Here is a 24,071-nt window from a genome sequence, read left to right as displayed (position 1 = left end):
CGTGCGGCGCTCAGATGCTCAGCGCCGGAAGCTCGACCTTGCGGCCCTCGCGGCTCGACTGCAGGCCCGCCTCGGCGAGCTGCACTCCGCGGGCCCCTGCGAGGAGGTCGAACTCGTACGGGGTCTCGGTCACGTACGAGGTGAGGAACTCCTCCCACTGCTGACGGAAGCCATTGAGGAAGACGTCGTTGGTGGGCACGTTCTGCCAGTCGGCGTCGTAGTCGTGCGTGTCCTCGAGGTCGGGGTTCCACACCGGCTTGGGGGTCGCGTTGCGGGGCTGGATCTTCGCACCGAACAGCCCCACGACGGCGGAGCCGTGCGTGCCGTCGACGTGGAACTCGACGAGCTCGTCGCGGTTGACGCGCACGGTCCACGACGAGTTGATCTGCGCGACGACCCCGCCCTCGAGCTCGAAGACGCCGTAGGCGGCATCCTCGGCCGTGGCGGTGTAGTGCTCGCCCTTCTCGTCCCAGCGGTCGGCGATGTGCACGGCGGCCTGGGCGTAGACGGTCTTGACGTCGCCGAAGAGGTTCTCGAGCACGTAGTTCCAGTGCGGGAACATGTCGACGATGATGCCGCCGCCGTCTTCGGCGCGGTAGTTCCAGCTCGGGCGCTGCGCGGGCTGCCAGTCGCCCTCGAACACCCAGTAGCCGAACTCGCCGCGCACCGAGAGGATGCGGCCGAAGAAGCCCGAGTCGATGAGGCGCTTCAGCTTCTGCAGGCCCGGGAGGTAGAGCTTGTCGTGCACGACACCGGTCTTCACCCCCGCCTCGGCGGCGAGCTTCGCGAGTTCGAGCGCCTCGTCGACCGACTCTGCGGTGGGCTTCTCGGTGTAGATCGTCTTGCCGGCGGCGATCGCCTTGCGCAGCGCCGACGCGCGGGCCTTCGTGACGAGGAAGTCGGCGTAGATCTCCCAGCGCGGGTCGGCGAGAGCGGCGTCGAGGTCGGTCGTGTAGTCCTCGATGCCGTGCTTGGCGGCGAGGTCGGCGAGCTTCGCCTCGCTGCGACCGACGAGGAGCGGCTTGACCGTGACCTTGGTCCCGTCCGGAAGCTCGATGCCGCCCTGGTCGCGGATCGCGAGGATCGAGCGGACGAGGTGCTGGCGGTAGCCCATCCGGCCCGAGACGCCGTTCATGATGATGCCGATCTCGCGGACCTGCGGGGCGGTCGCCGTCTCCGGCGCGGGGCTGAGGGTGGTCGTCTCTGACACGGGCGTTCCTTTGCTTCGTCCGCTCACCGGTGGGGTGGTAAGCGCTTTCCCATACTGTAGATGGCTGTCACCCGCGGGCGCAACCCTGTGCTCGCGGGGTGCCGGAGCGGCTCAGCCCAGGCGGATGGCCGCCCACGAGATCGGGGGCAGCGACAGCGACAGAACGTCGTCGTCGAGCGCGATCCCGGGCACCGGAACCACGCCGACCCGGTCGGGGTCGTCGAGCGTGTTCGCGGCATATCGGTCGTCGTCGTGGAGGAGGTGCGATTCAACGATCGACACCGCTGCACCGGGATCGGTCGCGAGAGCCGACACGTCGATGCGCAGGTCCTCCGCGTCGGTTGTCGAACGGTTCACGACGAACAGTGTCGCGCCGTCGTCGTCCACGGTGGCGACGGCGTTGACGTTCGGCACCGCACCGAAGCGCTCGCTCTCGAACGTCCCGGACTCGACGGCGACCGAGATCGCGCGCTCCCCCGCGAGGCGCGACGTGAGCGAGAACGGGAAGAACGTCGTCTGTCGCCATGCCGGGCCGCCGGGCTCGGTCATGACCGGGGCGATGACGTTGACGAGCTGCGCGAGAGATGCCGACCGCACGCGGTCGCTGTGCTGAAGGAGCGTGATGAGCAGGTCACCGAAGACGACGGCATCCAACGCGTGGTACTGGTCTTCGAGCAGCCGCGGCGCGACCGGCCAGCCCGGCTCGCGCGGCTTGTCGTCCTGGCCGCCGTCGTCGTTGTGGAGGTACCAGACGTTCCACTCGTCGAAGGAGATCATGATGCGCTTGTCGCTCTTCTTCGTCGCCGCGACCGCGTCGGCGATGGCGACCACCGACTCGATGAAACGCGACATGTCGACGCCCGACGCGAGGAACTCCCGCGCGTCGCCGAAGCGCTCCTGGTAGTAGGAGTGGCACGAGATGAAGTCGACGTCGTCGAACGTGTGCTCGAGCACCGTGCGCTCCCACGATCCGAACGTCGGCATGCCGCTGCCCGACGAGCCGCAGACCACGAGCTCGACGTCGGGGTCGAGCATCCGCATCGCCTTGGCCGTGCGCGAGGCGAGCTTGCCGTAGTCGTCGGCGTTGCGGTGACCCAGCTGCCAGGGGCCGTCCATCTCGTTGCCGAGACACCACATCCGCACACCGAACGGGTCGCGCCGCCCGTTCGCGACGCGCTTTCGGGTCCACGCGGTGTCGGCGTCGGCGTTGACGTACTCGAGCAGGTCGATCGCCTCCTGCGTGCCCCGCGTTCCGAGATTGACGGCGAGCATGAGATCGCTGCCCACGAGCTCGAGCCAGCGCGCGAACTCGTGCAGGCCCACCTCGTTGGTCTCCGTGGAGTGCCAGGCGAGGTCGAGACGTCGCGGCCGCTCCTCGCGCGGCCCGACACCGTCCTCCCACCGGTATCCCGAGACGAAGTTGCCGCCGGGATAGCGGATGGTCGACACCCCGAGCTCGCGGACGAGCTCGACGACATCCGACCGGAAACCGTCGGCGTCCGCGGACGGATGACCGGGTTCGTGGATGCCGTCGTAGATGTGACGGCCGAGATGCTCGACGAAGCCGCCGAAGATACGGCGATCGATGCGGGAGATCTCGAAACGGGGGTCGATGGCGGCGTTCGTCGGCGTCATGTCATTCCTTGGGTCAGCGGGGATGCCGCGCTTCCGCGCGCGGCATCCCCGACGTGGCGGTCTTCCTCAGCCGAGCACGACCTCGGCTTCGGAGAAGAACTGGTCGACAGCCTGGTCCACCGACGTGGTTCCGAGCCCGAGCGACTTGCCGAGCTCCCAGAACGTCTGCTCGAGCGATCCGTATCCGGCCACCGGCACCGGCGGCGCATCGCCGATGCGGTCCGCGGCCGACTCGATGTAGTCGGCGACCTGCTTGTCGGCGCCCTCGAGGGTCGCGCCGGCGAGTTTCGAGGTCGACGCGGGGAAGCCGAGCGTCGTCCCGAAGACCTGACCGGCGGCCTCGGAGTTCACGACGAAGTCGAGGAACAGGGCGGCCGCCTGCGGGTGCTCGGTCTTGGCCGAGATCGCGACCTGCAGGCCGGCCTGGCGGTAGAGGTCCTTCGAGCCCTCCTTCGCCGTCGGCGGTGCGACGATCGAGATCGACGAGGCGCCCGAGTCGGCGAGGTAGCCGCCGAGGAAGTTGCTCCAGCTCATCTCGCTGGCGGTCAGCGCGGCCCCGAAGCCCGACTTGGGCGACAGCTCTTCGAGCCGCTGCTGCGGCACGGCCGCACCGTCGCGCAGGCCGGCGCCGCTCTCCCAGAACTCGCGCAGCTGGTCCTTGGTGAACCCGAGCTCGCCGTCGTCGGTGTAGAGGTTGCCGCCGTCTGCGCGGAGCACCAGCTCGAAGGCCTGGATGCGCTGGGTGTAGTCCGTGCCTCCGTAGACGGCGCCTCCTGTCTTCTCGGTGACCTCGGCCATCCATTCGTCGAACTCGGCGAAGTCGGTGCCCCCTTCGGGCGCCGCGACCCCGGCCTGCGCGACGAGGTCGTCGTTGACGAAGTTCGCCCACAGGCTGTACCCGGTCGGCAGCGAGTACTGCGTGCCGCCCAGCGCGCCGGTGCCCAGGAGCCCGTCGTCGAAGGTGGTCATGTCGATCTGGTCGGCGACCTCCGCGAGATCGAGCAGATTGCCCGACTCGCCGTACTGACGCAGGTAGCTGTCGGAGAACTGGAAGACATCCGGCAGTCCCCCGCCCGCCGCCTCCGTCTGCCGCTTCTCCCAGTAGCTCGGGAAGTCGGTGAAGCTGACGTTGACGGTGATGTTCGGGTATTCCTCGTTGAATGCCGCGATCAGCTCGTCATAGCGCTTCGCCCGGTCGTCGTTGCCCCAGAACGCGTAGGTCAGCGTGACCTTCTCGTCGGGGTCGAATGCGGCTGCGGGAGGCGTCTGCGCGCCGCCGCATCCGGTCAGTGCCAGCGCACCGGCGGCGACGATGCCGACGGTGGCGAGCAGGCGGTGTGCCTTCATGGGAGTCCTTTCATCGGGAGCGGGCCCGGGGGGACGGGTCTCAGGTGCGGCGGGGCCGGGCGGGGATCGCCACGACCGCGAGCGCGGCGCAGCCGATGCCGGCGACGAAGAGGGGCGGCAGCGCCCACGTCACGATCACGACGAAGGCCGCCGTGGCGAGGAGGTAGAGGCTTCCGACGACGTCGCCGCGCGCGGCATCCGGGATCGCTCGGACCGCTCCGCGCCACCCGAGCTCGGGGCTCCAGGAGCCGGCCGCGGTGAGGAGGGCGACGGCGAGCGCGGCGAGGCCCGCCCAGCCGACCGCTTCGATCACGACGCCGCCCGGGAGGAATCCCGATCGGGCCAGGTCGATGTCGAGCAGCAGGATGAGCGCCACGACCAGGGCCGCGAGACCGACGACCGCCCCCGGCAGCAGCCCTGCGCGGACATCCGCCCAGAACAGCGACAGCCGCGAGTCGTCGGCGGCGACGTAGCGGCGCAGATGCCGCACCCCCGCCGCGAGCGCGACCGGAAGAGTGACGACGGCGAGCGAGACGGCGCCGATGAGGAGTCCGATCAGCAGCACTTCGCCGAGCAGCGCGAACGCCCCCGCCGCACCGGGATGCCGCAGCTGCGGACGGCCCTCGAGTGTCGGTCCGCTGCCGGAGCGGTCGGCCCGCACCGCGGCGCGCTCCTCGCGCCGCGTGCGGGGACGCTCGTCGGTCGGCATCGCTAGCCCTTCAGACCCTGGGTGGCGACGCCGTCGACCAGGAACTTCTGGAAGACGATGAAGAACAGCAGGATCGGGACCAGGGCGATGAAGGATGCCGTCACCGTCGCGCCGTAGTCACTCGACGAGGTCTGGTCGTTGTAGAGGCGCAGCGCGATCGGCAGCGGGTAGTTCTCGGGGCTCGTCAGGTAGAGGAGTGGGCCGAGGAAGTCGTTCCACGCCCAGATGAAGCTGAAGATGGCGCACGTGATGAGCGCCGGCTTGATCAGGGGCAGGATGATCGACCAGAAGATGCGGAGGTGTCCCGCGCCGTCGATCTTCGCGGCCTCGTCCATGTCGCGGGGCATCTGCCGGATGAACTGCACGAGGAGGAAGACGAAGAACGCCTCGGTCGCGAGGAACTTCGGCAGCAGCAGCGGCCAGTACGTGTCCACCATCCCGAGATTGTTGAAGATGATGTACTGCGGGATGATCACGACGTGGAACGGCAGCAGCAGCGTGCCGATCATCGCGGCGAACAGGATGCCGAGCCCTTTGAACTGCAGGCGGGCGAAGGCATAGGCCGCGAGAGCCGACGACAACACGGTTCCGATCACCGAGACGCCGGCGATGAGCAGCGAGTTGGCGAAGAACCGCCACATCGGGACGCCCGCGATGCCCTCGGCGACCTTGATGTAGTTCTCGATCGTCGGCGCGTTCGGCAGCAGGCCCATGTTCTGGCCGAACTCGCTGTTGGGCTTGAACGTCGACAGCAGCAGCCAGACCAGCGGGTAGAGCACGACCGCGGTGATGACGATCAGCACGGCGAACCAGATGATCGTCTGCCAGGTCTTGCGCTTTACGCGGCGCCGGGCAGGCGGCATCGGCGTGGTCTGCTGCTCGGCGAAGATGGCCTCGCTCGTCAGCGGTGAGGTGGGTGACGTGGTCATCGGTTGTCTCCCGAGTAGTGCACCCACGACTTCTGGGTGCGGAAGAGGATGAGGGCGATGATGGCGACGACGACGAGGAGGACCCAGGCGATCGCGGCGGCGTAACCCATGCGTCCGTCGGCGAATCCGGTCTTGTAGAGGTACACCGTGATGAAGTTCGTCATGCCGGCGGGGCCGCCGGTGCCGTTGGAGATGATGTAGGCCGATCCGAAGACCTGGAACGCCCCGATGAGCCCGAGCAACAGGTTGAAGAAGATCACGGGCGAGAGCATCGGCACCGTGACCGCGCGGAAGCGGCGGAGGGCGTTGGCTCCGTCCATCTCGGCCGCCTCGTACAGCTCCTTCGGGATCTGCTTGAGGCCGGCGAGGAAGATGACCATCGTGGCACCGAACTGCCAGACCGCGAGCAGGATCATCATCGGCAGGATGAGGCCGGGGTTGCCGATCCAGCCGCCGAGCTCGATGCCGAACACGTTCAGGCCGTTGTCGACGGGACCGTCCGTGGCGAACATCGCGCGCCACACGATCGCGACCGAGACCGACGCCCCGATGAGCGACGGGGCGTAGAACGCCGACCGGAAGAAGGCCGCGCCCTTGTCGCGGTAGTTCAGCAGCAGCGCGATCAGAAGTGCGGCGATGAGCGAGATCGGGGTGCCCACGAGCACGTAGATCAGGGTGATCTGCGCCGACTGCATGAAGCTCGGGTCGTTGGTGAAGAGTCGGATGTAGTTGTCGATGCCGACCCACTTGGGCGGCGAGAAGATGTTGTAGCTCGTGAACGACAGGTACAGCGAATACGCCATCGGCACGAGCGTGAGTCCGAAGAATCCGACGAGCCACGGCAGGAGGAAGCCGTAGCCCGCGATGTTCTCGCGGACGGCGCGCTTGCGAGCGCCGGGGCGATCGAGATGTTCGGGCCGCTGCTTCCGGACCAGGCCGCGACGCGACGAGTCCTTGGTGACGATCACCCGTGTGGCGGTAGTGGTCACGATGCTCCTGAGGATGCGGGGAGGATGCGGGGCCCGCGGGCCGGCGCCGTGCGCCGGCCCGCGGGATCGGGTCATCCGTTGAGGGTGATGTCCATCTGCGAGAAGAAGCGTTCGACGGCCTCATCCACGGTGATGGTGCCGAAGGCGAGCTCGGTGCCGAGCTTGCGGAACTCCTCCTCGATCGTGCCGTAGCCGACGATCGGGACCGGCGGGGCGTCGCCGAGGCGGTCGGCGATCGACTCCTCGTACTCCTTCACCTGCTGGCTCAGCGGGTCGAGGTCGGCCGCGTCGAGGGCGGTCTGCGAGGCGGGAAGGCCACGGTTGGTGCCGAAGATCTCACCCGACTGCGGCGAGTTCACGAGGAAGTTGACGAGCGTCGCCGCGGCCGCGGGGTGCTCGGTCTTCGCCGAGATCGTGTGGAGCATCGAGGGCTTGAGGTAGAGGTCCTTCGCGCCCTCCTTCGTCACGGGCGGCGCGACGAGACCGAGCTCGGTGTAGCCCTCGCCCAGGTTGCCCAGGTAGCCGCCGCCGAAGTTGTCCCACGTGAGCTCGCTCGCCGTCAGCGCGGCGTCGAAGCCCGAGAGCGGCAGGGCCTCTTCGAGGCGCTGCTGGCCGATCACGGCTCCGCTCTCGCGGAGCTCGGCGCCGTCCTCCCAGAACTGCGTCAGCCGCTCCTCGTCGAACCCGGGCTCGCCGTCCTCGTCGAACAGCTGCGACCCCTCGGCTCGCAGCTGCAGCTCGAAGTTCTGGATGCGTCCGGTGTAGTCGGTGCCACCCCAGTAGGCGCCGCCCGACGCGTCCGTGACGCTCGCCATCCACTCGGAGTAGTCGTCCCACGAGCCGCCGGCGAAGTCCTCCACGCCCGCCTGCTCGAGCAGCTTCGGGTTGGTGAACATGCCCCACGCGTTCGTCGAGGTCGCGATGCCGTAAGTCGTGTCGCCGACGACACCGATGTCGAGGATGTTCTGCGGCAGGGCATCGGTCTCGATGATCTCGCCGAGGTAGGGGTCGAGGTCGAGCAGGAGGTTGTTCTCGGAGTACTGGCGCAGGTACGAGTAGTCGAACTGCATGACATCCGGCAGCCCGCCGCCCGCGGCCTCCGTCTGACGCTTCTCCCAGAACTCCGGGAAAGTCAGGAACGTCGCGTTGACCGTGATGTTCGGGTACTCCTCGTTGAACGCGGCGATCGCCTCGTTGTAGAGCTGTGCGCGAACGTCGTTGCCCCAGAACGCCAGGTTCAGGGTGACCTTCTCATCCGGGTCGAATGTGGCATCCGCGGCCGGGGTCTCTCCGCCGGCGCAGCCCGCCAGGGTGAGCGCGGCGCCTGTCGCGATGGCGACCGTGGCCAGTGCCCGCTTTCTGTTGAACATCGTTGTCCTCTCTGCCGAACGTCGTCGTCTCGGTGCGCGCGAACGTCCATTGTCCGTGTGTGCAGGTGCGCGCCTCCGATGGTTGGGAAAGCGCTTGCCGGCAACGGTACTACGCGATGAAACGTTTCGCAAGGAAGTCGGGTCAACCGATTCCGACCCGTGATCTCGCGACTGTTACCGGTCTCAGTGCGTCGACTCAGCCTCGCACACCAACCGACCCGCGTCGACACGCAGCCGCACTCGGTAGACGGCGCACCGGCGGGCCTCGACGTCGTACGCACCGGCCCCGTCGCCACCGGCATCCGGGGTCGTGGCCGGCTGTGCGAAGAAGTAGTACCAGAGGGAGTCGTCGTCGCGAACGGGGGCGCCGTGGTGCCCGAACCCTCGGCCGGGCACGGCCCCCGCGCCGAGGACGATGTCGTCGGGACCGCCTTGGCGCACCCAGTGGACGGTGTCGTCCGAGACGAAGACACCCATCCCCCGCCACTCGTCGACGATCATCCACCAGCGGCCGCCGAGCTCGAAGACGCTCGGCCCCTCGTGCGGGCGTCCGCCGATCGCGACCCCGCCGTCACTCCACGACTCGAGGTCCTCCGACACCGCTACGCGGGTGACGGAATCGGCGGCTTCATCCTTGTACCAAAGCCGCCACTTCTCGTCGGGACCGCGGGCCACACCGGCGTCGATGACGCGGTCGCTCGCGAGATCGAGCGGTCCGAGCCGGTGCCACGACACGAGGTCGGTCGAGCGGTAGGCGACGATCGTGCGGGCATGACCCGGCCAGCGATCGGGCACACCGTCGATCTCGGTCAGATACATCCGCCATCCGGTGCCGTCGAAGACGACCTCGGGGGCCCAGTGGGTGCGGTCGACGTCGGCCGGAGGCTGCCCGGCGGTCAGTTCGAGCCCGCCGGCATCCGGTTCGAGGGTGCCCGCGTACTGCCAATCGACGCCGTCTCGCGAGCGCGCCACCCCGATGCGCGAGCCGTGCACCCAGGAGACGCCCGGCCCCGGGTCGGGATGCGTCGCCCGCCGCTGCGTGTAGAACATCCACCATCCGCCGTCGCCCGGCTCGATGACGACCACCGGATCGGTCGCCCCGTCGTACACCGGGTCGCGATAGATCTCCCTGAGCATGAGTTCTCCTGTCTTATACCCGTCGACTCGCCATGAAATGCAGATCCGGGGGCACCGGCATCCGCACCTTCTGGCGAGTCGACGGAGGGGTGAGGGGGGAGGGTCAGGACTGGGTGGCGTGGAGGTGGGCGTAGCGGCCGGCGGCGGCCAGCAGGTCGTCGTGCGAGCCCTGCTCGACGATCCGCCCGCGCTCGAGCACGATGATGCGGTCGGCACGCCGAATCGTCGACAGCCGGTGAGCGACCACGAGGGTCGTGCGGCCGGCCATGAGCCGCGCGAGCGCGTCCTTCACGAGCTCCTCCGACTCGGGATCGAGCGCCGAGGTCGCCTCATCCAGCAGCAGGATGCGGGGATTGCGCACCAGCGCCCGCGCGATCGCGAGCCGCTGCCGCTGCCCTCCCGACAGGCGCGCGCCCCGCTCGCCGACCACGGTGTCCCACCCGGCCGGCTGGTCGCTGACGAACTCCCACGCGTTGGCGTCGCGCAGCGCCCGCTCGATGCGCTCGTCGGAGACGTCGGGCAGCCCGTAGGCGACGTTCTCGCGGATCGTGCCCTCGAAAAGCACCGACTCCTGCGGCACGACCGACACCGCGCGGCGCACGGTCCGCAGGTCGAGCTCCTGCACGTCGGCCCCGTCGATCGTCAGCCGCCCGCTCGTCGCGCGAACGAACCCGAGGACGAGGTTCAGCAGCGTGGACTTTCCCGATCCGGACGAGCCGACGAACGCGTAGGTACGACCCGCGGGGATGTGCAGATCGATCTCGTGCAGCGCGTCGTCGCTCGCCCCCGCGTACCGATGGCTGGCACCCTCGAGCCGGATGTCGCCGACGACGCGATCCACGCGGCGCTTGCCCTCGTTCTGCTCGAGGTCGGGTTCCTGCAGCACCTCGGCGATGGAGCGCACCGACTCGAGCCCGCGCGCTCCGACCGGGATCAGCATGAGGAGCTGGGTGAGCCCCTGCGTGAGCAGCGTGAAGTAGGTCGAGAGCAGCACGACCTCGCCGGGCGATATCGGCAGGATGCCGGTGAGCGAGAAGATCGCGGCGAGCACGAGGCATCCGACGCCGAGCAGCTGCATCGCCACCCACGAGATCGAGGCGACGTGACCGTTGAGCATGTCGAGGTGAAGACCCGCGCGTCGCACTCCCTCGGCGCCGCGCGAGACGCGCGTGACGGCCGTCTCCTCGAGGCCGTGGGCGCGGGTGACCGGGATGAGCGAGGCCATCTCACCCACGCGTGCCGAGAACACCTCGACCTCGCGGCGGAAGACCGCGTTGCGCTCGCGCGAGCGGTTGCGCATGCCGTACCGGATGCCGATCGCGATCGGTACGGCGAGCGCGTAGACCGGCAGGAACTGGGGCACCGCGATCGCGGTCATGGTGAGGGCGCCGATCATCACCATCGTCGCCGACAGCAGCGGATGCGTGACCTGCTGCAGCATGAGCTCGACGTTCTCGACATCGCGCACCACCTTGGTCTGCACGATCGAGGAGCTCACCCGCGAGTGGTATCCGATCGACAGGCTCTGCAGCCGCGCGGCGAGCGCGTTGCGCAGGTCGGCCCCGGTGTCGCGCACGACGGTCATGAAGCTGCGCGTGTAGAGGATGTGGTTCGGGTAGTTCTGCAGCAGCAGGGCCGCGGCCAGCAGGAACCAGCCGATGACCGCCGAGACCTCACCCCCGCCCGCGACGATGTCGATGATCGCCGCGGTGATCACCGGGAGGAACCACATCGGGATCTCCTTCAGCGCGAAAGCGCCGACGGCGACGCTCATGCGCCCCGGGCGACGGGCGAGCAGCCGCAGGACGGATCGCGCCGGATGAGCGCCGTCGATCAGGTCCGCGGGATGGGAAAGCGGTTTCCGTGCCACGCGACCATGCTAGGCGCCCGTCGCGACCGTGCACACCCCCTCGGCGCGAATCAGCCGGCCGCCTGCGCGATGCGGTCGACGAAGAGCTGCGTCGCCTGCGGCACATAGTCCGCGCTCGTCTCGGGATCCCAGCCCACGAGCGCGAGGACGTTCTGACCCGTGCGGACCGTCGCGCCGACGAGCGCGAACGGAGAGCCGCCCACGTCGCCGGTCACCCGCCACCCCCGGACATCGTCCGCGCCGCTGACGGCGAGATCGAACGGCTCGACCGAGGTCGTGACCGGCACCCCCTGCATGGCGAACAGCTCCTGCCCGTCCGCGCAGCCTGCGATGGCATCCTCAGCCTGAGCCACCAGCGCCTCGGCGGCTGCGTCGTCGACCGCGGAGGCCACGACCGCCGTCATCGATCGGTCGTTGCTCGTGCCCCATTCGACAGCATCGCCGGCCGATTCCCACCCGGCGCCGAAGGGAGCGAGGCACCCGGCGTCCGAGACCGTCAACCCGGGATAGATCGACTCGAGCATCGCGGCGATCGTGTCGTACTGGGCGGGGCGGAACTGGATGCCGCTGAACAGGTCGGCGAGCTCGGTGCGGTCGAGCGCACCGGATGCCGCAGCGGGCGCCGACGCCGAGGGCGACGCCGCGGTGGTCTCGGGCGCAGCGCTCGAGGCCGCTCCGCTCGGTCCACCCGCCGGCGTGCAGCCCGTCAGCGCCGCCAGGCCGAGGGCCGCGACGACGAGCCCGGCGTTCAGTCGCGTGCGCGGGGTGCGGGATGCGGGTGATGCCATGGCGGTTCTCCTCGGATCGATGTGCCTCGACGCTAATGCCTGGCACCCGGGCCCGTCGCGGGCAGCGCTCCCCATCGACGGCCGGTGGCGCCTGCCGTAGGGTGTCGCTTCACCGCTCCCACCCGAAGACGTCAGCGCGCGTCGCGAGACCCATGGGAAAGCGCTTGCTGGCATGATGGGAGCGACGTCAGGAGAATCGGATGCCACGCACCACCACCATCGCCCTCGTCGGCGTCCACGGCTACGGAACCGTGCACCTCGACAATCTCCGCCGTCTGGGCGATCGCGTGCGGCTCGTCGCGGCGGCCGACCCCCGCCCGCCGGCACCGGGCACCCTGCCGGAACACACCCGCGTCTTCCCCGACCTGCCGACCCTGCTCGCCGCGACCGACGACGTCGATGTCGTCATCGTCGCCACGCCGCTGCATACCCACCTCGAGCTCGCGCGCACCGTCGTGGACCGCGGTATCGACCTGTACCTCGAGAAGCCGCCGGTGCTGACCCTCGCCGACCTGCGCGTGCTCGAGGACGCCGCCGCGCGGTCGGGCGCGCGGGTGCAGGTGGGCTTCCAGAGCCTCGGGTCGCGGGCGCTTCGAGCCTTCGCCGACGACCAGTTCGACCTGGGCCCGGTCCGCGCGATCGGAGCCGTGGGACTCTGGGCGCGCGACCGCGCGTACTGGGAGCGCAGCCGCTGGGCCGGGCGCCGCGAACTCGACGGTGTCGCCGTCGTCGACGGGGTCACGACCAACCCGCTCGCCCACGCGACCGCCACCGCTCTCGCGATCGCCGGCACGACAGCCGTCGCCGACATCACGCAGGTCACCGCCGATCTCTACCGCGCCAACGCCATCGAGGGCGACGACACGAGCCTGCTGCGCGTGTCGACGACGCGCGGCATCCGCGTCACCGCGGGGCTGACGCTGTGCGCCGACGAGCAGGTCGACCCGTACGTCGAGGTGCATGGCCGCCGCCGCTCGGCACGCTTCTTCTACACGGAGGACATCGTCGAGGTCGACGGGCGCAGCGAACGCTTCGAGCGTGACGACCTGCTCGAGAACCTCCTCGATCATCGCGACGAGGGTGTCGCGCTGCTGTCGCCCCTGTCAGCCTCGGGCGCGTTCGTCGCGGTCATCGATGCCGTGGGACGCACCGCGCCGCACGAGATCGACCCCGCGTTCGTCACTGCGCGCGGCGAGGGCCCCGCCCGGCGGCTCATCGTGGACGGCATCGAAGACGCCGTGGTCCGCGCCGTCGACGCCGAGGCGACCTTCGCCGAGCTGCACCTTCCCTGGGCTCGGCGCACGGCTCGCGACATCGTGCTGACCCTGCCGGGCGACGGCTCGCCCCTGGCGGAGCTCGTCGACGGCGCTGGCACCGCGCGGTCGTCGAGCCCGCGCCCGTACCTGCATCCGCTCCGCACCCCCGGCGGCGTGACCGTGACCGACCACCATCCCGCCGACCACGACTGGCACCTCGGTGTCAGCGTCGCCCTGCAGGATGTCGACGGCACGAACTTCTGGGGTGGTCGCACCTACACCCCGGGCGAGGACTACATCTGGCGCGACGATCACGGGCGCATCGAGATCGCCGGCGTCGAGCGGATCGCCGACGGCGCGGTTCTCGATCTGCGCTGGATCGGCCCCGACGGCAGCGTCGTCATGCGCGAGCGCCGCGAGGTGCGGCTGATCCATCGCGACGAGCGCGCCGCTGTCATCGAGCTGTCGTTCGAGCTGTCGCCGGCGACCGACCGCACCGTGATGCTCGGGGGGCCTGGCAGCAACGGGCGCAGTGGAGGCGGCTACGGCGGACTGAGCTGGCGCTTGCCCGCCTGCAGCGACGTCGACGTGCGCACGCCCTCGACCCGTGGCGAGGAGGCGGTGCACGGAACGGTCGCGCCGTGGGTCGCATGGTCGGCGTCCTTCGCCGGGCCGACCGGCGGCGCTGCTGCGGAGGCGACCGTCGCACTCGCTGCGGCAGACGAGTCGTCTGCCGGCGATCCGTGGTTCGTCCGGGTCGCGGACTATCCCGGCATCGGAGCCGCGCTGGCCTGGGACCGCGCGGTCGCGGCATCCCCGGGCGCTCCAGTACGGCGCGCCTATCGGCTCCTCGTCGCCGACGGCCGGCTGACCGACGCGGAGGTCGCGGCGCTCCTCGCCTGACCCGAAGGCGTCAGCACGCGTCGTTCCAGCGGCGCTCGAACTCGTCGGCGGTGATGGGCGTCGTGAGCTCATCGTCGTCGAGTTCCGACGCGGTCGAGGGCTGATCGGAGAGCATCCCCCAATCGTCGACGACGACCGCACCGGCGCCGTATCGCCGGGCACCCGCGGGGTGCTCATCGATCTGCCGCACGACCCACCAGAGCCCATCGGCATCCGCCTCAAGCTGCTGATATTGCGCGAAACCCGCCAGGTCCGCGTCGACGACAAGGTATCGAGGCATGGCTCCATCATCCCGAGTCGCGATGGCGATGCGGCGCGGGGCGTGGGATGGGGGCTGTGGAGAGCCGCGGGGTGATGTCGGAGGTTCGTGACAGTATTCGAACATGCATTCGAATGGCGGGCTCGGCGGCCGGGCGGTGGGATGGGCAGCGACGGCGACGTCGACGCGCTCGCCGTTCTCGTTGCGGATGCTGAGCGGGTTTCGGATGCCGCACGGGCCGTGCAGGTTCGGGAGGTTCGGGTGCTCGCCGCGGCCGGGGTTCTGGCCGAGGGGCAGGCGGCTGGCGCGTCCGAGCGCGTGAAGGCCCGGGAGATGGCGTTACGTGGCATCGCCGCCGAGCTGGCCGGGGTGTTCGTGGCGACCGACCGGACGTTGCAACGCCGGATCGACGAGGCCCGAGACCTGGTCGAGAACTATCCGGTGACGATGGCCGCCTGGGAGGACGGACGCATCGTCCGGGGGCACGTGCGGGTGATCCAGGAGATCGGATGCCTCGTCCCCGCGGCCGAACGGGCTGAGTTCGAGCGGGTCGCGATCGAGCGGTGCGAGGGCGAGACCCCGAACCGCGTGCGGGACGCGCTGCGGATGCTGGCCGAGCGGACGCACCCGCGCTCGTTCACCGAACGACACGCGGAGGCCGCGGCGGGGCGGTGCGTGCGGGTGCAGGCCGGGCCGGACGGGATGTCCGACCTGATCGCGACGCTCCCGACCGTCATCGCCGACGGAATCGTCGACGACCGGCTCACCCGACAGGCGCGCGAGATCATCAACGCGCGCGCGCACGCCGATGCCGCCGGTGCCATGCCGGACGGTGCTCGAACCGACGCGAACGGCGGCATAACCGACGCCGATACGACCCTTTGCGACGGGTCGACGTTCAACGACGATGTGCGAACCATCGACCAGGTCCGCGCCGACATGTTCAGCGACCTCCTCCTCGCCGGCGCGCCCGCCCTCGACCCCACCGCGACCGGTGACGGCGACGGAACCCTCGGCAAGATCCGGGCGCACGTGCAGGTCGCCGTGTCCGCCCTCACCCTCATCGGGCAAGACGACGGGCCTGCCGGTCTGGCGGGGCGCTCGCCCATCGACGCGGCCACCGCGCGAGAGCTCGCGGGCAACGCGACCTCCTGGGACCGGCTGCTGACCCACCCGGTCACCGGCACCGTCCTCGAATGCGACAGCTACCGGCCCACCGCCGCCATGATCCGGCTGCTGCGCGCGCGGGACCGGCACTGCCGATTCCCCGGATGCCGGCAACCCGCCATCCGCTGCGAACTCGACCACACCATCGCCGCATCCGACGACGGGCAGACGCACGTGCGTAACCTCGCCCACCTCTGCAAGAGACACCACGACGTCAAACACCACACCCGATGGCACGTCCGACAACTCCCCGGCGGGAAGCTGGTGTGGAGCTCACCGACCGGACGGATCTACCGCGAAGACGCACCACCACCATTCGTCGCGTTCACGGTCGCCGTCACGACCGATCGGCCACCGGGTAGGCGGGACGATGGACGATCGCCCGGCGCTTTGTCCCCGGCACAGCGGCGAGAGCGGCGATTCCACACCTTCCTCGGGTCAGAGCCGCCGTTCTGACGTGTTCATCCCCTTGCCGCACCCCGTGCGGAGGCCTCTCCGCGCCTGCGCGAACGACACACGCGCACATGCGCACGCGCGAACCCACGCTCAGGTTCGAGCGGAGCACAGGTCGGCACGGCGCGCTTCAGAAGAACGGGCGCGCGACGGGCCGGGCGATTCCGCCGACCGTGGTCGTAGGCCACCTCGGGTCGACCGTGAGCACCTCGACGCCGACGTCCGTGACGATGACGGTGTCTTCGACCTTCGCGCCGGGCGCGCTCGGATTCCAGGCGAACGCGTGCGGCGACCGCACGAGGTCGCGCGTCTCGGCGGTCGCCCGCGGGTCGCGCCCCGCGTATCCGGTCGGGCCTCCCTGATGGTGGCGTTCCCACTCGTCCGGATCGAACCCCGCATCGGCGTAGCCTCGACACCCCGCAGCGAACACTTCGTCCAGGTGGGCGCCGGGCCGAGTCGCCGCGAAGAACGCCGCCTCCACCGCGAGGATCCGTCCATCGTCGCCACCGGCCGCACCCACCCACCGGGTCGCGTTGGCGATGAGCCCGTGCCGACGTCCGCACACGACGAGCATCGCCCGGGCACCGAGCGGAGAGTCCGTGGGGAGGGGATGCCGGTGGGGCAGCCGCGGCTCTCCCGCCACCAGCACCACGAGCGGGTCGATGCCGCGCGCCACGAGCCCGGCAGCCAGCCGAGCAGCTGCGGCACGCTCGGATGTGAGGGGAGACAGTTCCGCGGCGACATCCGTCAACACCTCGGCCACGGCACGGCCGAGAGCCCGATAACGACCGACTTCCTCCGGCACCAGCTCGGCGCGCGCCGCCCGCAGCTGGGGGCCGACCTCCGACTCGCCGACGGCGAGATCACCCCGCCCCTCGGAGGGCCCGCCGGAACCACCGGACAGGGCGTGCGCGACGACCGATTCGTACCACGGGACCCGGGCGACGCGTGCGGCGTCGTCCGGCGCGAGCTCCTCCGCGATCAGCCGGTCGGCCTCGTTCGCCGAGACGAAGAGCGTGTCGCCGCCCTCAGCGACGCGGATGGCCAGCACGGGCGGACCCGCGAGCGAGACGTGCGTCCGAACGCCGCCGAGGTACCACGAGAGCGCCTCATGCGACGAGAGCACGAGCGCATCGGCGCCGGCATCCTCACGAACGGATGCCAGGCGACGGCGCTTGACGTCGCGCTCCGTCGTCGCGGTCGTGATCGCAGACATCGTCGTCTCCTGTCATAAAACGTTTCCTCGCATAGTATGGCCGGACGAAGGGCGGGGGAACGATGGCCGGAGCGAAGCAGACCACGATCACCGACGTCGCCGCGCACGCCGGCGTCTCACTCGCCACCGTCTCGCGCGTCATGAACGGCAACGCCACCGTCGATCCGGCTCTCGCCGAGCGGGTGCGCGCTTCGGCAGCGCAGCTCGGCTACTCGGCGAATCCGCTCGCGCGCAGCCTCGTGCTCGGCCGCACTCAGACCATCTCGGTCGTCGTGCCCGACCTGGCGAACCCCACCTTCCAGGGGATGCTGCGCGGCCTCAGCCGGGCCGCGGTCGCCGACGGCTACCACGTGCTCATCGCAGACTCCGACGAGAACGTCGACGAGGAGCGCCTGCTCGCGCTGGAGTCGCGGCGGCGCTCGGACGGACTGATCCTGTGCGCGCCACGCATGAGCGACGACCAGCTCGCCGACGTCGTCGCCGACGTCGCCCCCGTGGTCCTGGTCAACCGCACGGGCGACGCTCCGAGCGTGGCGGCCGACTATCGCACGCCTCTGCGCGCCATCATCGACCACCTCTACGCGCAGGGACACCGCCGATTCGCGTACCTCGCCGGCGCGGCGCGCAGCGCCTCGAGCGGGCAGCGACTGTCTGCACTCGAAGACGCGCGACGCGAGCTGGCGGACTGCGAGATCGCCGAGATCCCCGCCGGGGTCGACTTCTCCAGCGGCGCCGGCGCTCTCGACGATGTTCTCGCGTCAGGGGCGACGGGGGTGCTGGCATTCAACGATCTGTCGGCGATGGGGCTGCTGAGCGCGGCGACCGAACGCGGCATTCCGGTGCCCGGCCGACTCTCGATCGCGGGGTTCGACGACATCCCCTTCGCGCGGTACACCTCCCCCGCACTCACGACCGCCGCCGTGCCGATGGGCGAGCTCGGCGCGCGAGCGTGGTCGGCGCTGCACGACCTGCTGACGGGCCGCACGCCCGAGCCCGCCGTGACGGTCTCGCCCGACGTCATCGTCCGCGGCAGCACCGGCGCTCCCGCGGCCTGAGCCGCGCACCTTCGGCCTGAGCCTCGCGTCCGGAGGAGGGCTCGTGCTAGGCTGAGAAAACGTTTCCTGAGAGCGCTTTCCCACATAGGCGGCCTCTCAGCTCTTGGCACGAAGGAGAGCCATGACCCGCACGCGGTACGCCCTGGTGGGCGCGGGACACCGCGCCCAGATGTACGTCGACGCCATCACCGGGACCCACGCCGATCGGGCGGAGCTCGTCGCGATCTGCGAGCCGAACCCGGTACGCGCCGAGCACTACCGCGATCAGCTGGTCGAGCGCGGCGTGCCCGCCCCGACGCTGTGGTCGCCGGACGACCTCGAGCAGATGATCCGCGATTCTCGCGCCGAACGCGTCATCATCACCGCGCGTGACGACCTGCACGCATCCCTCATCGTGCGCTCGCTCGATGCCGGCGCGGACGTGGTGGTCGAGAAGCCCCTGACGATCGACGCGCCGAGCGCGGCGGCGATCGAGGACGCCGTCGAGCGCACCGGTCGATCGGTCGTGCTGACCTTCAACTACCGCTACTCGCCGCGCAACAGCGCCCTCCGCCAGGTGATCCAGGACGGCCGCATCGGGCGGGTGACCTCGATCGACTTCTCGTGGATGCTCGACACGAAGCACGGCGCCGACTACTTCCGCCGCTGGCACCGCGAGAAGGAGCACTCGGGCGGCCTCCTCGTCCACAAGGCGAGTCATCACTTCGACCTCGTCAACTGGTGGATCCGCGACGAGCCGCGCCGCGTGTTCGCCTCGGGCGGCCTGCGGTTCTACGGGGCGGAGAACGCCCGGGCCCGCGATCTCGGCGAGCGGCCGCAGCGCGGCACGCACGACGGCCGCCACGACCCGTTCGAGCTCGACCTCCGCGACGACGAACGCCTGCGCGCGCTCTACCTCGAAGCGGAGAGCCACGACGGCTACCTTCGCGATCGCGACGTGTTCGGCGAGGGCATCACCATCGAGGACAACCTCGCGCTCGTCGTCGACTACGCCGGCGGGGCGACGATGTCGTATTCGCTGAACGCCCACGCCCCGTGGGAGGGCTACCGCGTCGCCGTCAACGGCACCGAGGGCCGCGCCGAGCTCGAGGTGGTCGAGCGCGGCGCCGTCCTCGAGGACGAGGGTCTGCACCCGGTGCTCGACCCCTCGGCCGTCGACTCCGCCGGCCCCGCCTCCCTCCGCCCGCAGGGCGAACGGCTGATCGTCCAGCGCCACTGGGAGGACGCCGTCGAGATCCCGATCGAGGCGGGCGAGGGCGGCCACGGCGGCGGAGACGAGCTGCTGCTCGCCGACGTCTTCGTCGGCCCTGGCGATGACCCGCTGGCTCGACCCGCCGGCTGGGCCGACGGCGTCCGCTCGATCGCGGTGGGCATCGCGGGCAACCTGTCGCTGGCGTCGGGTCTTCCCGTGCACACCTCCGAGCTCCGCATCCGACTGCTCGACGGTCGGCGATGAGCCGGGTCGTCGTCACCGGCGGCTCCGGCCGCCTCGGTCGCAGCCTCGTCGGCGGCCTCGTCGCCGCGGGGCATCGGGTGGTCTCCTTCGATCGGACGGTCTCGGACGCCCCCGAGCTGCAGGGCGCCGACCAACTCGCCATCGACCTGCTCGACGCCGAGGCCACCGCCGCGGCGCTCCGCGCGCAGCGGGCGACCGCCGTCATCCACCTGGCCGCGATCGCCGTCCCCTTCAGCGCCCCCGAAGACGTCATCATGCGCACGAATGCGGCCCTGGCCGTCTCGGTGCTCGGCGGTGCCGTGACCGCAGGGATCCCGCGGATCGTCGCCGCTTCCAGCCCCACCGTGCTGGGCTACGGGGCGCCGCGCGGCTGGGTGCCCGACCGCTTCCCGCTCGATGAGGACACGCCGCCACGGCCGTGGAACAGCTACGCCCTGTCGAAGCTCGTGATCGAGCAAACGTTGCGGATGCTGCACCGACAGACCGGCGACGCCGTACGCTTCGCCGCCTTCCGCCCGTGTTACGTGATCGCACCCGAGGAGTGGCGCGGAGCCCCCACGCAGCAGGGCCACACCGTTCGCGAGCGCCTCGACGATCCGAGCCTCGCCGCTCCCGCGCTGTTCAACTACGTCGACGCGCGCGACGTCGCCTCCTTCGCCGACGCTCTCCTGTCCGCTCTGCCCACGATCCCGAACGCCGAGACCTTCTTCGTCGGAGCCGACGACGCCCTCGCCCGCCGCCCGCTCGCCGAGCTCATCCCCCGCTTCCACCCCGGCACGGAGGAGGCTTCCGCCGTCCTCACCGGCACGGCGCCCGCGTTCTCGAACGCGAAGGCGCGTCGCCTGCTGGACTGGGCGCCCCGCTACTCGTGGCGCGACGCCCTGACCGAAGAACCCTCCCGCACCGACACCCGAAAGGACGTGCCGGTATGAACTTCGACGGCATCCTCTTCTTCCCCGTCACCCCGTTCGACGCCTCCGGCGCCGTCGACCACGAGCTGCTCGCCTCGCACGTGAGCCGCGGTGTCGAGGAAGGAGCCGGCGGCGTCTTCCCCGCGTGCGGCACGGGCGAGTTCCACGCGCTCTCGACCGCCGAAGCGGCCGCGGTCGTCCGCACTGCCGTCTCGAGCGTCGCGGGCGCCGTGCCCGTCGTCGCCGGGACCGGGGGTCCGCTCGGCCACGCGCTCGAGACGGCTCGCGCGGCGGCCGACGCCGGGGCCGATGCCCTGCTCGCCCTGCCGCCCTACCTCGTCGGCGGGCCGCAGGAAGGACTCGTCGCCTACGTCGAGGCGATCGCCGCGGCATCCGACCTGCCGGTGATCGTCTACCACCGCGCCAACGCGCAGTTCACGCGCGAGTCGATGCGCCGTCTCGCCGACAACCCGCGGATCGTCGGATTCAAGGACGGCACCGGCGACATCGGCACGACGCAGCTCATCGTCCGCGTGATCGCCGACGCCGGCCGCGACGACTTCGCGTTCTTCAACGGGCTCCTCACCGCCGAGCTCACTCAGGCCGCATATCGCGGCATCGGCGTGCCGCTGTATTCGTCCGCAGCCTTCGCCATGGCGCCCGAGGTCGCGAACGCGTACTACCGGGCCTACGTCGAGCACGACGAGGAGCGTCGCCTGGCACTGCTCGACGCGTTCTACACACCTCTTGTCGCGCTCCGCGACGAGACGCCCGGGTTCGGCGTCTCGCTCATCAAGGCGGGCCTGCGCCTGAGCGGGCAGGCCGTCGGCGGGGTTCGCGCCCCGCTCGTCGACCCCACCGCCGACCAGGAACGCCGCCTGGCGGCGATCCTCGATGCCGGGCGCGCCCTGCTGTGACGACGATCGCCGCGCTCGCAGCGCGCCTGATCCGGGTCCCGCTCACCCGCCCGTGGGCCGCCGACGTCACCTCGGTCGGCGTCATCGCGACGCACGTGCAGCGCAGTGACGGCGCCGAGGGGTGGGGCTTCTCGTGGACCCCGCAGATCGGGGCGGAGGCTGTGCTCGCCCTGCTGCGACACGACATCGCACCGGCCGCCGTCGGACGTTCCGCCGAGCCGGGCGGCGCATGGCAGGGCCTCTGGGAGCACCTGCACGAGGCGGGCGGTGGTGGCGTGACGACGATCGCCCTCGCGGGCCTCGACCTGGCGCTCTGGGATGCCGCGGCTCGCGCGGCCGGCTCGTCGGTCTCGACGCTGATCGGACGGCGCCGCGAGAGCGCCCGCGTGTACGGCAGCGGCGTGAACCTCCACTACTCACTCGATGAGCTCGTCGCTCAGGTCGAGCGGTGGGTCACGCGCGGGTTCACCGCCGTCAAGGTCAAGGTCGGCAAGCCCGACGTCGCGGAGGACCTCGACCGCCTTCGCGCCGTCCGCTCGGTGCTGGGCCCGGACCGGGGCCTGATGATCGACGCGAACCAGCGCTGGGACCTGGCCCGCGCGACGCGGTCGCTCGAGGTCCTCGCCGAGGTCCGACCCGACTGGATCGAGGAGCCCCTGCGCGCCGACGACCTCGACGGACACGCCGAGCTCGCACGGCGCCTCGGCGGCGGACCGCGCATTCCGATCGCCGTGGGCGAGAACCTGCACACCGCGTACCGCTTCGCCGAGGTGCTGCGACGCGGCGCCGCGCAGATCGTCCAGCCCAACATCGTGCGCGTCGGGGGGATCACGCCGCTGCAACGCATCGCCGCGATCGCCGAGGACGCCGGCGCCGAGCTGCACCCGCATCTGCTGCCCGAGCTGTCGGGCCAGCTCGCACTGACCCTCCCCGGCGGCGCGGCCGAACCCTGGGTCGAGGACGTGGAGGATGCCGGCTTCGCCGAGCTGGGCGCCCTCCGCGGCCCCTCCCCCGTCGTGATCCGCGACGGACGGCTCCGCGAGACCGACCACCTCGGCCTGGGCCTGCGCTTCACCGACGGACACTTCACCACTGACGACCGCGAGGAACACCGATGACCACCACCCCTGATCGCATCGACGAGCTGGCCGCCGCGGCGTCCGCCGCAGCCCCGATCTGGCGCGATTCGGATGCCGCGACGCGCGCCACCTGGCTGCGCGCTCTCGCCGACGCCCTCGACGGCGCTGCTGACGAGCTCGTCGCGATCGCCGATCGCGAGACGCGACTCGGCGAGGCGCGCCTGCGCGGCGAAGTCGCCCGCACCACGGGACAGCTGGGACTCTTCGCCGACGTCGTGACGGAGGGCTCGTTCCGAGAGATCACGATCGACGAGGCCGATGCCGCGGCGACGCCGCCCCAGCCCGAGCTGCGTCGCCTGCTGGTGGGCGTCGGACCCGTCGCGGTGTTCTCCGCCTCGAACTTCCCCTTCGCGTTCTCGGTGTGCGGCGGCGACACGGCGTCCGCTCTCGCCGCCGGCAACCCGGTGATCGTCAAGGCGCATTCCGGGCACCCGGAGCTCTCTCGCCGCACGGCCGAGATCGCCGTCGCCGCGCTCGACGGCGCCGGAGCGCCGGAAGGCTCCTTCGCACTCGTCGAAGGTCGCGAGGCGGGCAACGCCCTCGTGCAGCATCCCCTCGTTCGGGCGGCGGGCTTCACCGGCTCGGTGTCGGGCGGCCGCGCCCTGTTCGACCTCGCTTCCGGGCGACCGGACCCGATCCCCTTCTACGGCGAGCTGGGCAGCGTGAATCCCGTGGTCGTGACGCCCGCGGCGGCCGAGGCCCGCGGCGACGAGCTCGCCCGCGGACTCGTGACATCGTTCACCCTGGGGGCGGGTCAGTTCTGCACCAAGCCCGGCGTCGTCTTCGTTCCCCGGGGCAGCGGATTCGTCGAGTCCGTCGCCGCCGCCGCCCACGGCGCGACCGGCGGCCCGCTGCTGACCGACCGCATCACCGAGGCCTTCCCGGCAGGGATCGCCGCGCTCGAGGCCGACGCGTCGGTGCGGGTGGCGGCAGAAGGCGTCCCGGGCGACGGCGCGCGACCCGTCGTCCTCGTGTCGGACGCGTCCGCGGTCGCCGCCCGTCCGGAGGTCCTGCTCGAGGAGTGCTTCGGCCCTGTCACCCTCCTCGTTGAGTACGCCGACGAGAGCGCGACCCTCGCGCTCCTGCAGGAGCGCGCCGGACGCGTGCTGTTCGCGGGCTGGCCGACCGGCGTCGCGGTGACCTGGTCGCAGCACCACGGCGGGCCCTGGCCTGCGACGACCTCGCTGCACACCTCCGTCGGGGCCACCGCCATCCGCCGATTTCTCCGGCCGCTCGTCTTCCAGGACGCGCCGGCCGCGCTGCTGCCGCGCGAACTGCGTGACGAGTCGCTGGAGAGAACTCCGCACCGACGCAACGGCGTGCTCGTGCTGCCGTAACGGCCGGATGCCGGCGCG

General features: G+C 70.8%; 20 protein-coding genes. 8 read left to right on the top strand and 12 right to left on the bottom strand.

Annotated features, from left to right (window positions below):
- Window positions 1-10 precede the first annotated feature (10 nt).
- The 10 genes from P6897_RS02895 to P6897_RS02850 all read right to left on the bottom strand — a co-directional run bounded on the left by P6897_RS02895 (window position 11) and on the right by P6897_RS02850 (window position 11,984).
- Entirely contained in the window at window positions 11-1,135 is a 1,125-nt protein-coding gene (locus P6897_RS02895) for a Gfo/Idh/MocA family oxidoreductase (protein ID WP_269267530.1), read from the bottom strand.
- Between the two features lie 186 nt (window positions 1,136-1,321).
- Window positions 1,322-2,845, bottom strand: a complete 1,524-nt coding sequence (locus P6897_RS02890; protein WP_282502036.1) for an alpha-N-arabinofuranosidase — start codon at window positions 2,843-2,845, stop codon at window positions 1,322-1,324.
- 66 nt (window positions 2,846-2,911) lie between these two features.
- Window positions 2,912-4,192 carry an ABC transporter substrate-binding protein gene (locus P6897_RS02885; protein WP_274178340.1) on the bottom strand — a complete coding sequence of 427 codons (1,281 nt, stop codon included), beginning with the start codon at window positions 4,190-4,192 and terminating at the stop codon, window positions 2,912-2,914.
- A 40-nt stretch (window positions 4,193-4,232) separates the two neighbouring features.
- Complete coding sequence (locus P6897_RS02880; protein ID WP_274178339.1) at window positions 4,233-4,901, bottom strand: hypothetical protein; 669 nt, start codon at window positions 4,899-4,901, stop codon at window positions 4,233-4,235.
- 2 nt (window positions 4,902-4,903) lie between these two features.
- On the bottom strand, window positions 4,904-5,830 hold the full coding sequence (locus P6897_RS02875; protein WP_120263486.1) for a carbohydrate ABC transporter permease: 927 nt from the start codon (window positions 5,828-5,830) through the stop codon (window positions 4,904-4,906).
- A complete protein-coding gene (locus P6897_RS02870; RefSeq protein ID WP_112616385.1) occupies window positions 5,827-6,819 on the bottom strand; it encodes a sugar ABC transporter permease in 993 nt (330 codons plus the stop codon). The genes P6897_RS02875 and P6897_RS02870 overlap by 4 nt, the downstream gene beginning before the upstream one ends.
- Window positions 6,820-6,890: 71 nt before the next feature.
- Window positions 6,891-8,189, bottom strand: a complete 1,299-nt coding sequence (locus tag P6897_RS02865; protein ID WP_274178338.1) for an extracellular solute-binding protein — start codon at window positions 8,187-8,189, stop codon at window positions 6,891-6,893.
- Window positions 8,190-8,372: 183 nt separating this feature from the next.
- Complete coding sequence (locus P6897_RS02860; protein ID WP_282502034.1) at window positions 8,373-9,326, bottom strand: hypothetical protein; 954 nt, start codon at window positions 9,324-9,326, stop codon at window positions 8,373-8,375.
- 103 nt (window positions 9,327-9,429) lie between these two features.
- Complete coding sequence (locus P6897_RS02855) at window positions 9,430-11,196, bottom strand: ABC transporter ATP-binding protein (protein WP_282502033.1); 1,767 nt, start codon at window positions 11,194-11,196, stop codon at window positions 9,430-9,432.
- A gap of 50 nt (window positions 11,197-11,246) precedes the next feature.
- Entirely contained in the window at window positions 11,247-11,984 is a 738-nt protein-coding gene (locus P6897_RS02850; protein WP_274178336.1) for a hypothetical protein, read from the bottom strand.
- A gap of 200 nt (window positions 11,985-12,184) precedes the next feature.
- Here P6897_RS02850 and P6897_RS02845 point away from each other — a divergent pair, with 200 nt between their 5' ends.
- Window positions 12,185-14,143 (top strand): DUF6807 family protein, encoded by a 1,959-nt coding sequence (locus tag P6897_RS02845; protein ID WP_282502032.1) that lies wholly within the window; start codon window positions 12,185-12,187, stop codon window positions 14,141-14,143.
- A 10-nt stretch (window positions 14,144-14,153) separates the two neighbouring features.
- Here the strand turns inward: P6897_RS02845 and P6897_RS02840 are convergent, their stop codons facing one another.
- A complete protein-coding gene (locus tag P6897_RS02840; protein ID WP_282502031.1) occupies window positions 14,154-14,423 on the bottom strand; it encodes a hypothetical protein in 270 nt (89 codons plus the stop codon).
- A 141-nt stretch (window positions 14,424-14,564) separates the two neighbouring features.
- Here P6897_RS02840 and P6897_RS02835 point away from each other — a divergent pair, with 141 nt between their 5' ends.
- Window positions 14,565-16,025 carry an HNH endonuclease signature motif containing protein gene (locus tag P6897_RS02835; protein WP_282502029.1) on the top strand — a complete coding sequence of 487 codons (1,461 nt, stop codon included), beginning with the start codon at window positions 14,565-14,567 and terminating at the stop codon, window positions 16,023-16,025.
- 127 nt (window positions 16,026-16,152) lie between these two features.
- Here the strand turns inward: P6897_RS02835 and P6897_RS02830 are convergent, their stop codons facing one another.
- Entirely contained in the window at window positions 16,153-17,238 is a 1,086-nt protein-coding gene (locus P6897_RS02830; RefSeq protein WP_274178333.1) for a peptidase M24, read from the bottom strand.
- Window positions 17,239-17,300: 62 nt separating this feature from the next.
- Between P6897_RS02830 and P6897_RS02825 the strand changes: the two genes are divergently transcribed.
- The 6 genes from P6897_RS02825 (at window position 17,301) to P6897_RS02800 (ending at window position 24,053) form a co-directional block, all read left to right on the top strand.
- Window positions 17,301-18,293, top strand: a complete 993-nt coding sequence (locus tag P6897_RS02825) for a LacI family DNA-binding transcriptional regulator (RefSeq protein ID WP_282502028.1) — start codon at window positions 17,301-17,303, stop codon at window positions 18,291-18,293.
- A 121-nt stretch (window positions 18,294-18,414) separates the two neighbouring features.
- Entirely contained in the window at window positions 18,415-19,749 is a 1,335-nt protein-coding gene (locus P6897_RS02820) for a Gfo/Idh/MocA family oxidoreductase (protein WP_112616363.1), read from the top strand.
- Window positions 19,746-20,681, top strand: coding sequence for an NAD(P)-dependent oxidoreductase (locus tag P6897_RS02815; RefSeq protein WP_282502027.1), 936 nt, complete (start codon window positions 19,746-19,748; stop codon window positions 20,679-20,681). Before P6897_RS02820 ends, P6897_RS02815 begins: the two co-directional genes overlap by 4 nt.
- On the top strand, window positions 20,678-21,577 hold the full coding sequence (locus P6897_RS02810; protein ID WP_274178330.1) for a 5-dehydro-4-deoxyglucarate dehydratase: 900 nt from the start codon (window positions 20,678-20,680) through the stop codon (window positions 21,575-21,577). Before P6897_RS02815 ends, P6897_RS02810 begins: the two co-directional genes overlap by 4 nt.
- On the top strand, window positions 21,574-22,695 hold the full coding sequence (locus P6897_RS02805; protein WP_274178329.1) for a mandelate racemase/muconate lactonizing enzyme family protein: 1,122 nt from the start codon (window positions 21,574-21,576) through the stop codon (window positions 22,693-22,695). The genes P6897_RS02810 and P6897_RS02805 overlap by 4 nt, the downstream gene beginning before the upstream one ends.
- Window positions 22,692-24,053 carry an aldehyde dehydrogenase (NADP(+)) gene (locus P6897_RS02800; protein ID WP_282502026.1) on the top strand — a complete coding sequence of 454 codons (1,362 nt, stop codon included), beginning with the start codon at window positions 22,692-22,694 and terminating at the stop codon, window positions 24,051-24,053. Before P6897_RS02805 ends, P6897_RS02800 begins: the two co-directional genes overlap by 4 nt.
- Window positions 24,054-24,071 lie beyond the last annotated feature (18 nt).

The organism is Microbacterium sp. BDGP8 (assembly GCF_029991045.1).
In the GTDB taxonomy this organism is placed as follows: Bacteria; Actinomycetota; Actinomycetes; order Actinomycetales; family Microbacteriaceae; genus Microbacterium; species Microbacterium plantarum.
Note: the sequence above shows the minus strand (reverse complement) of the source record. Positions and strands in the feature narration are given on the sequence as shown.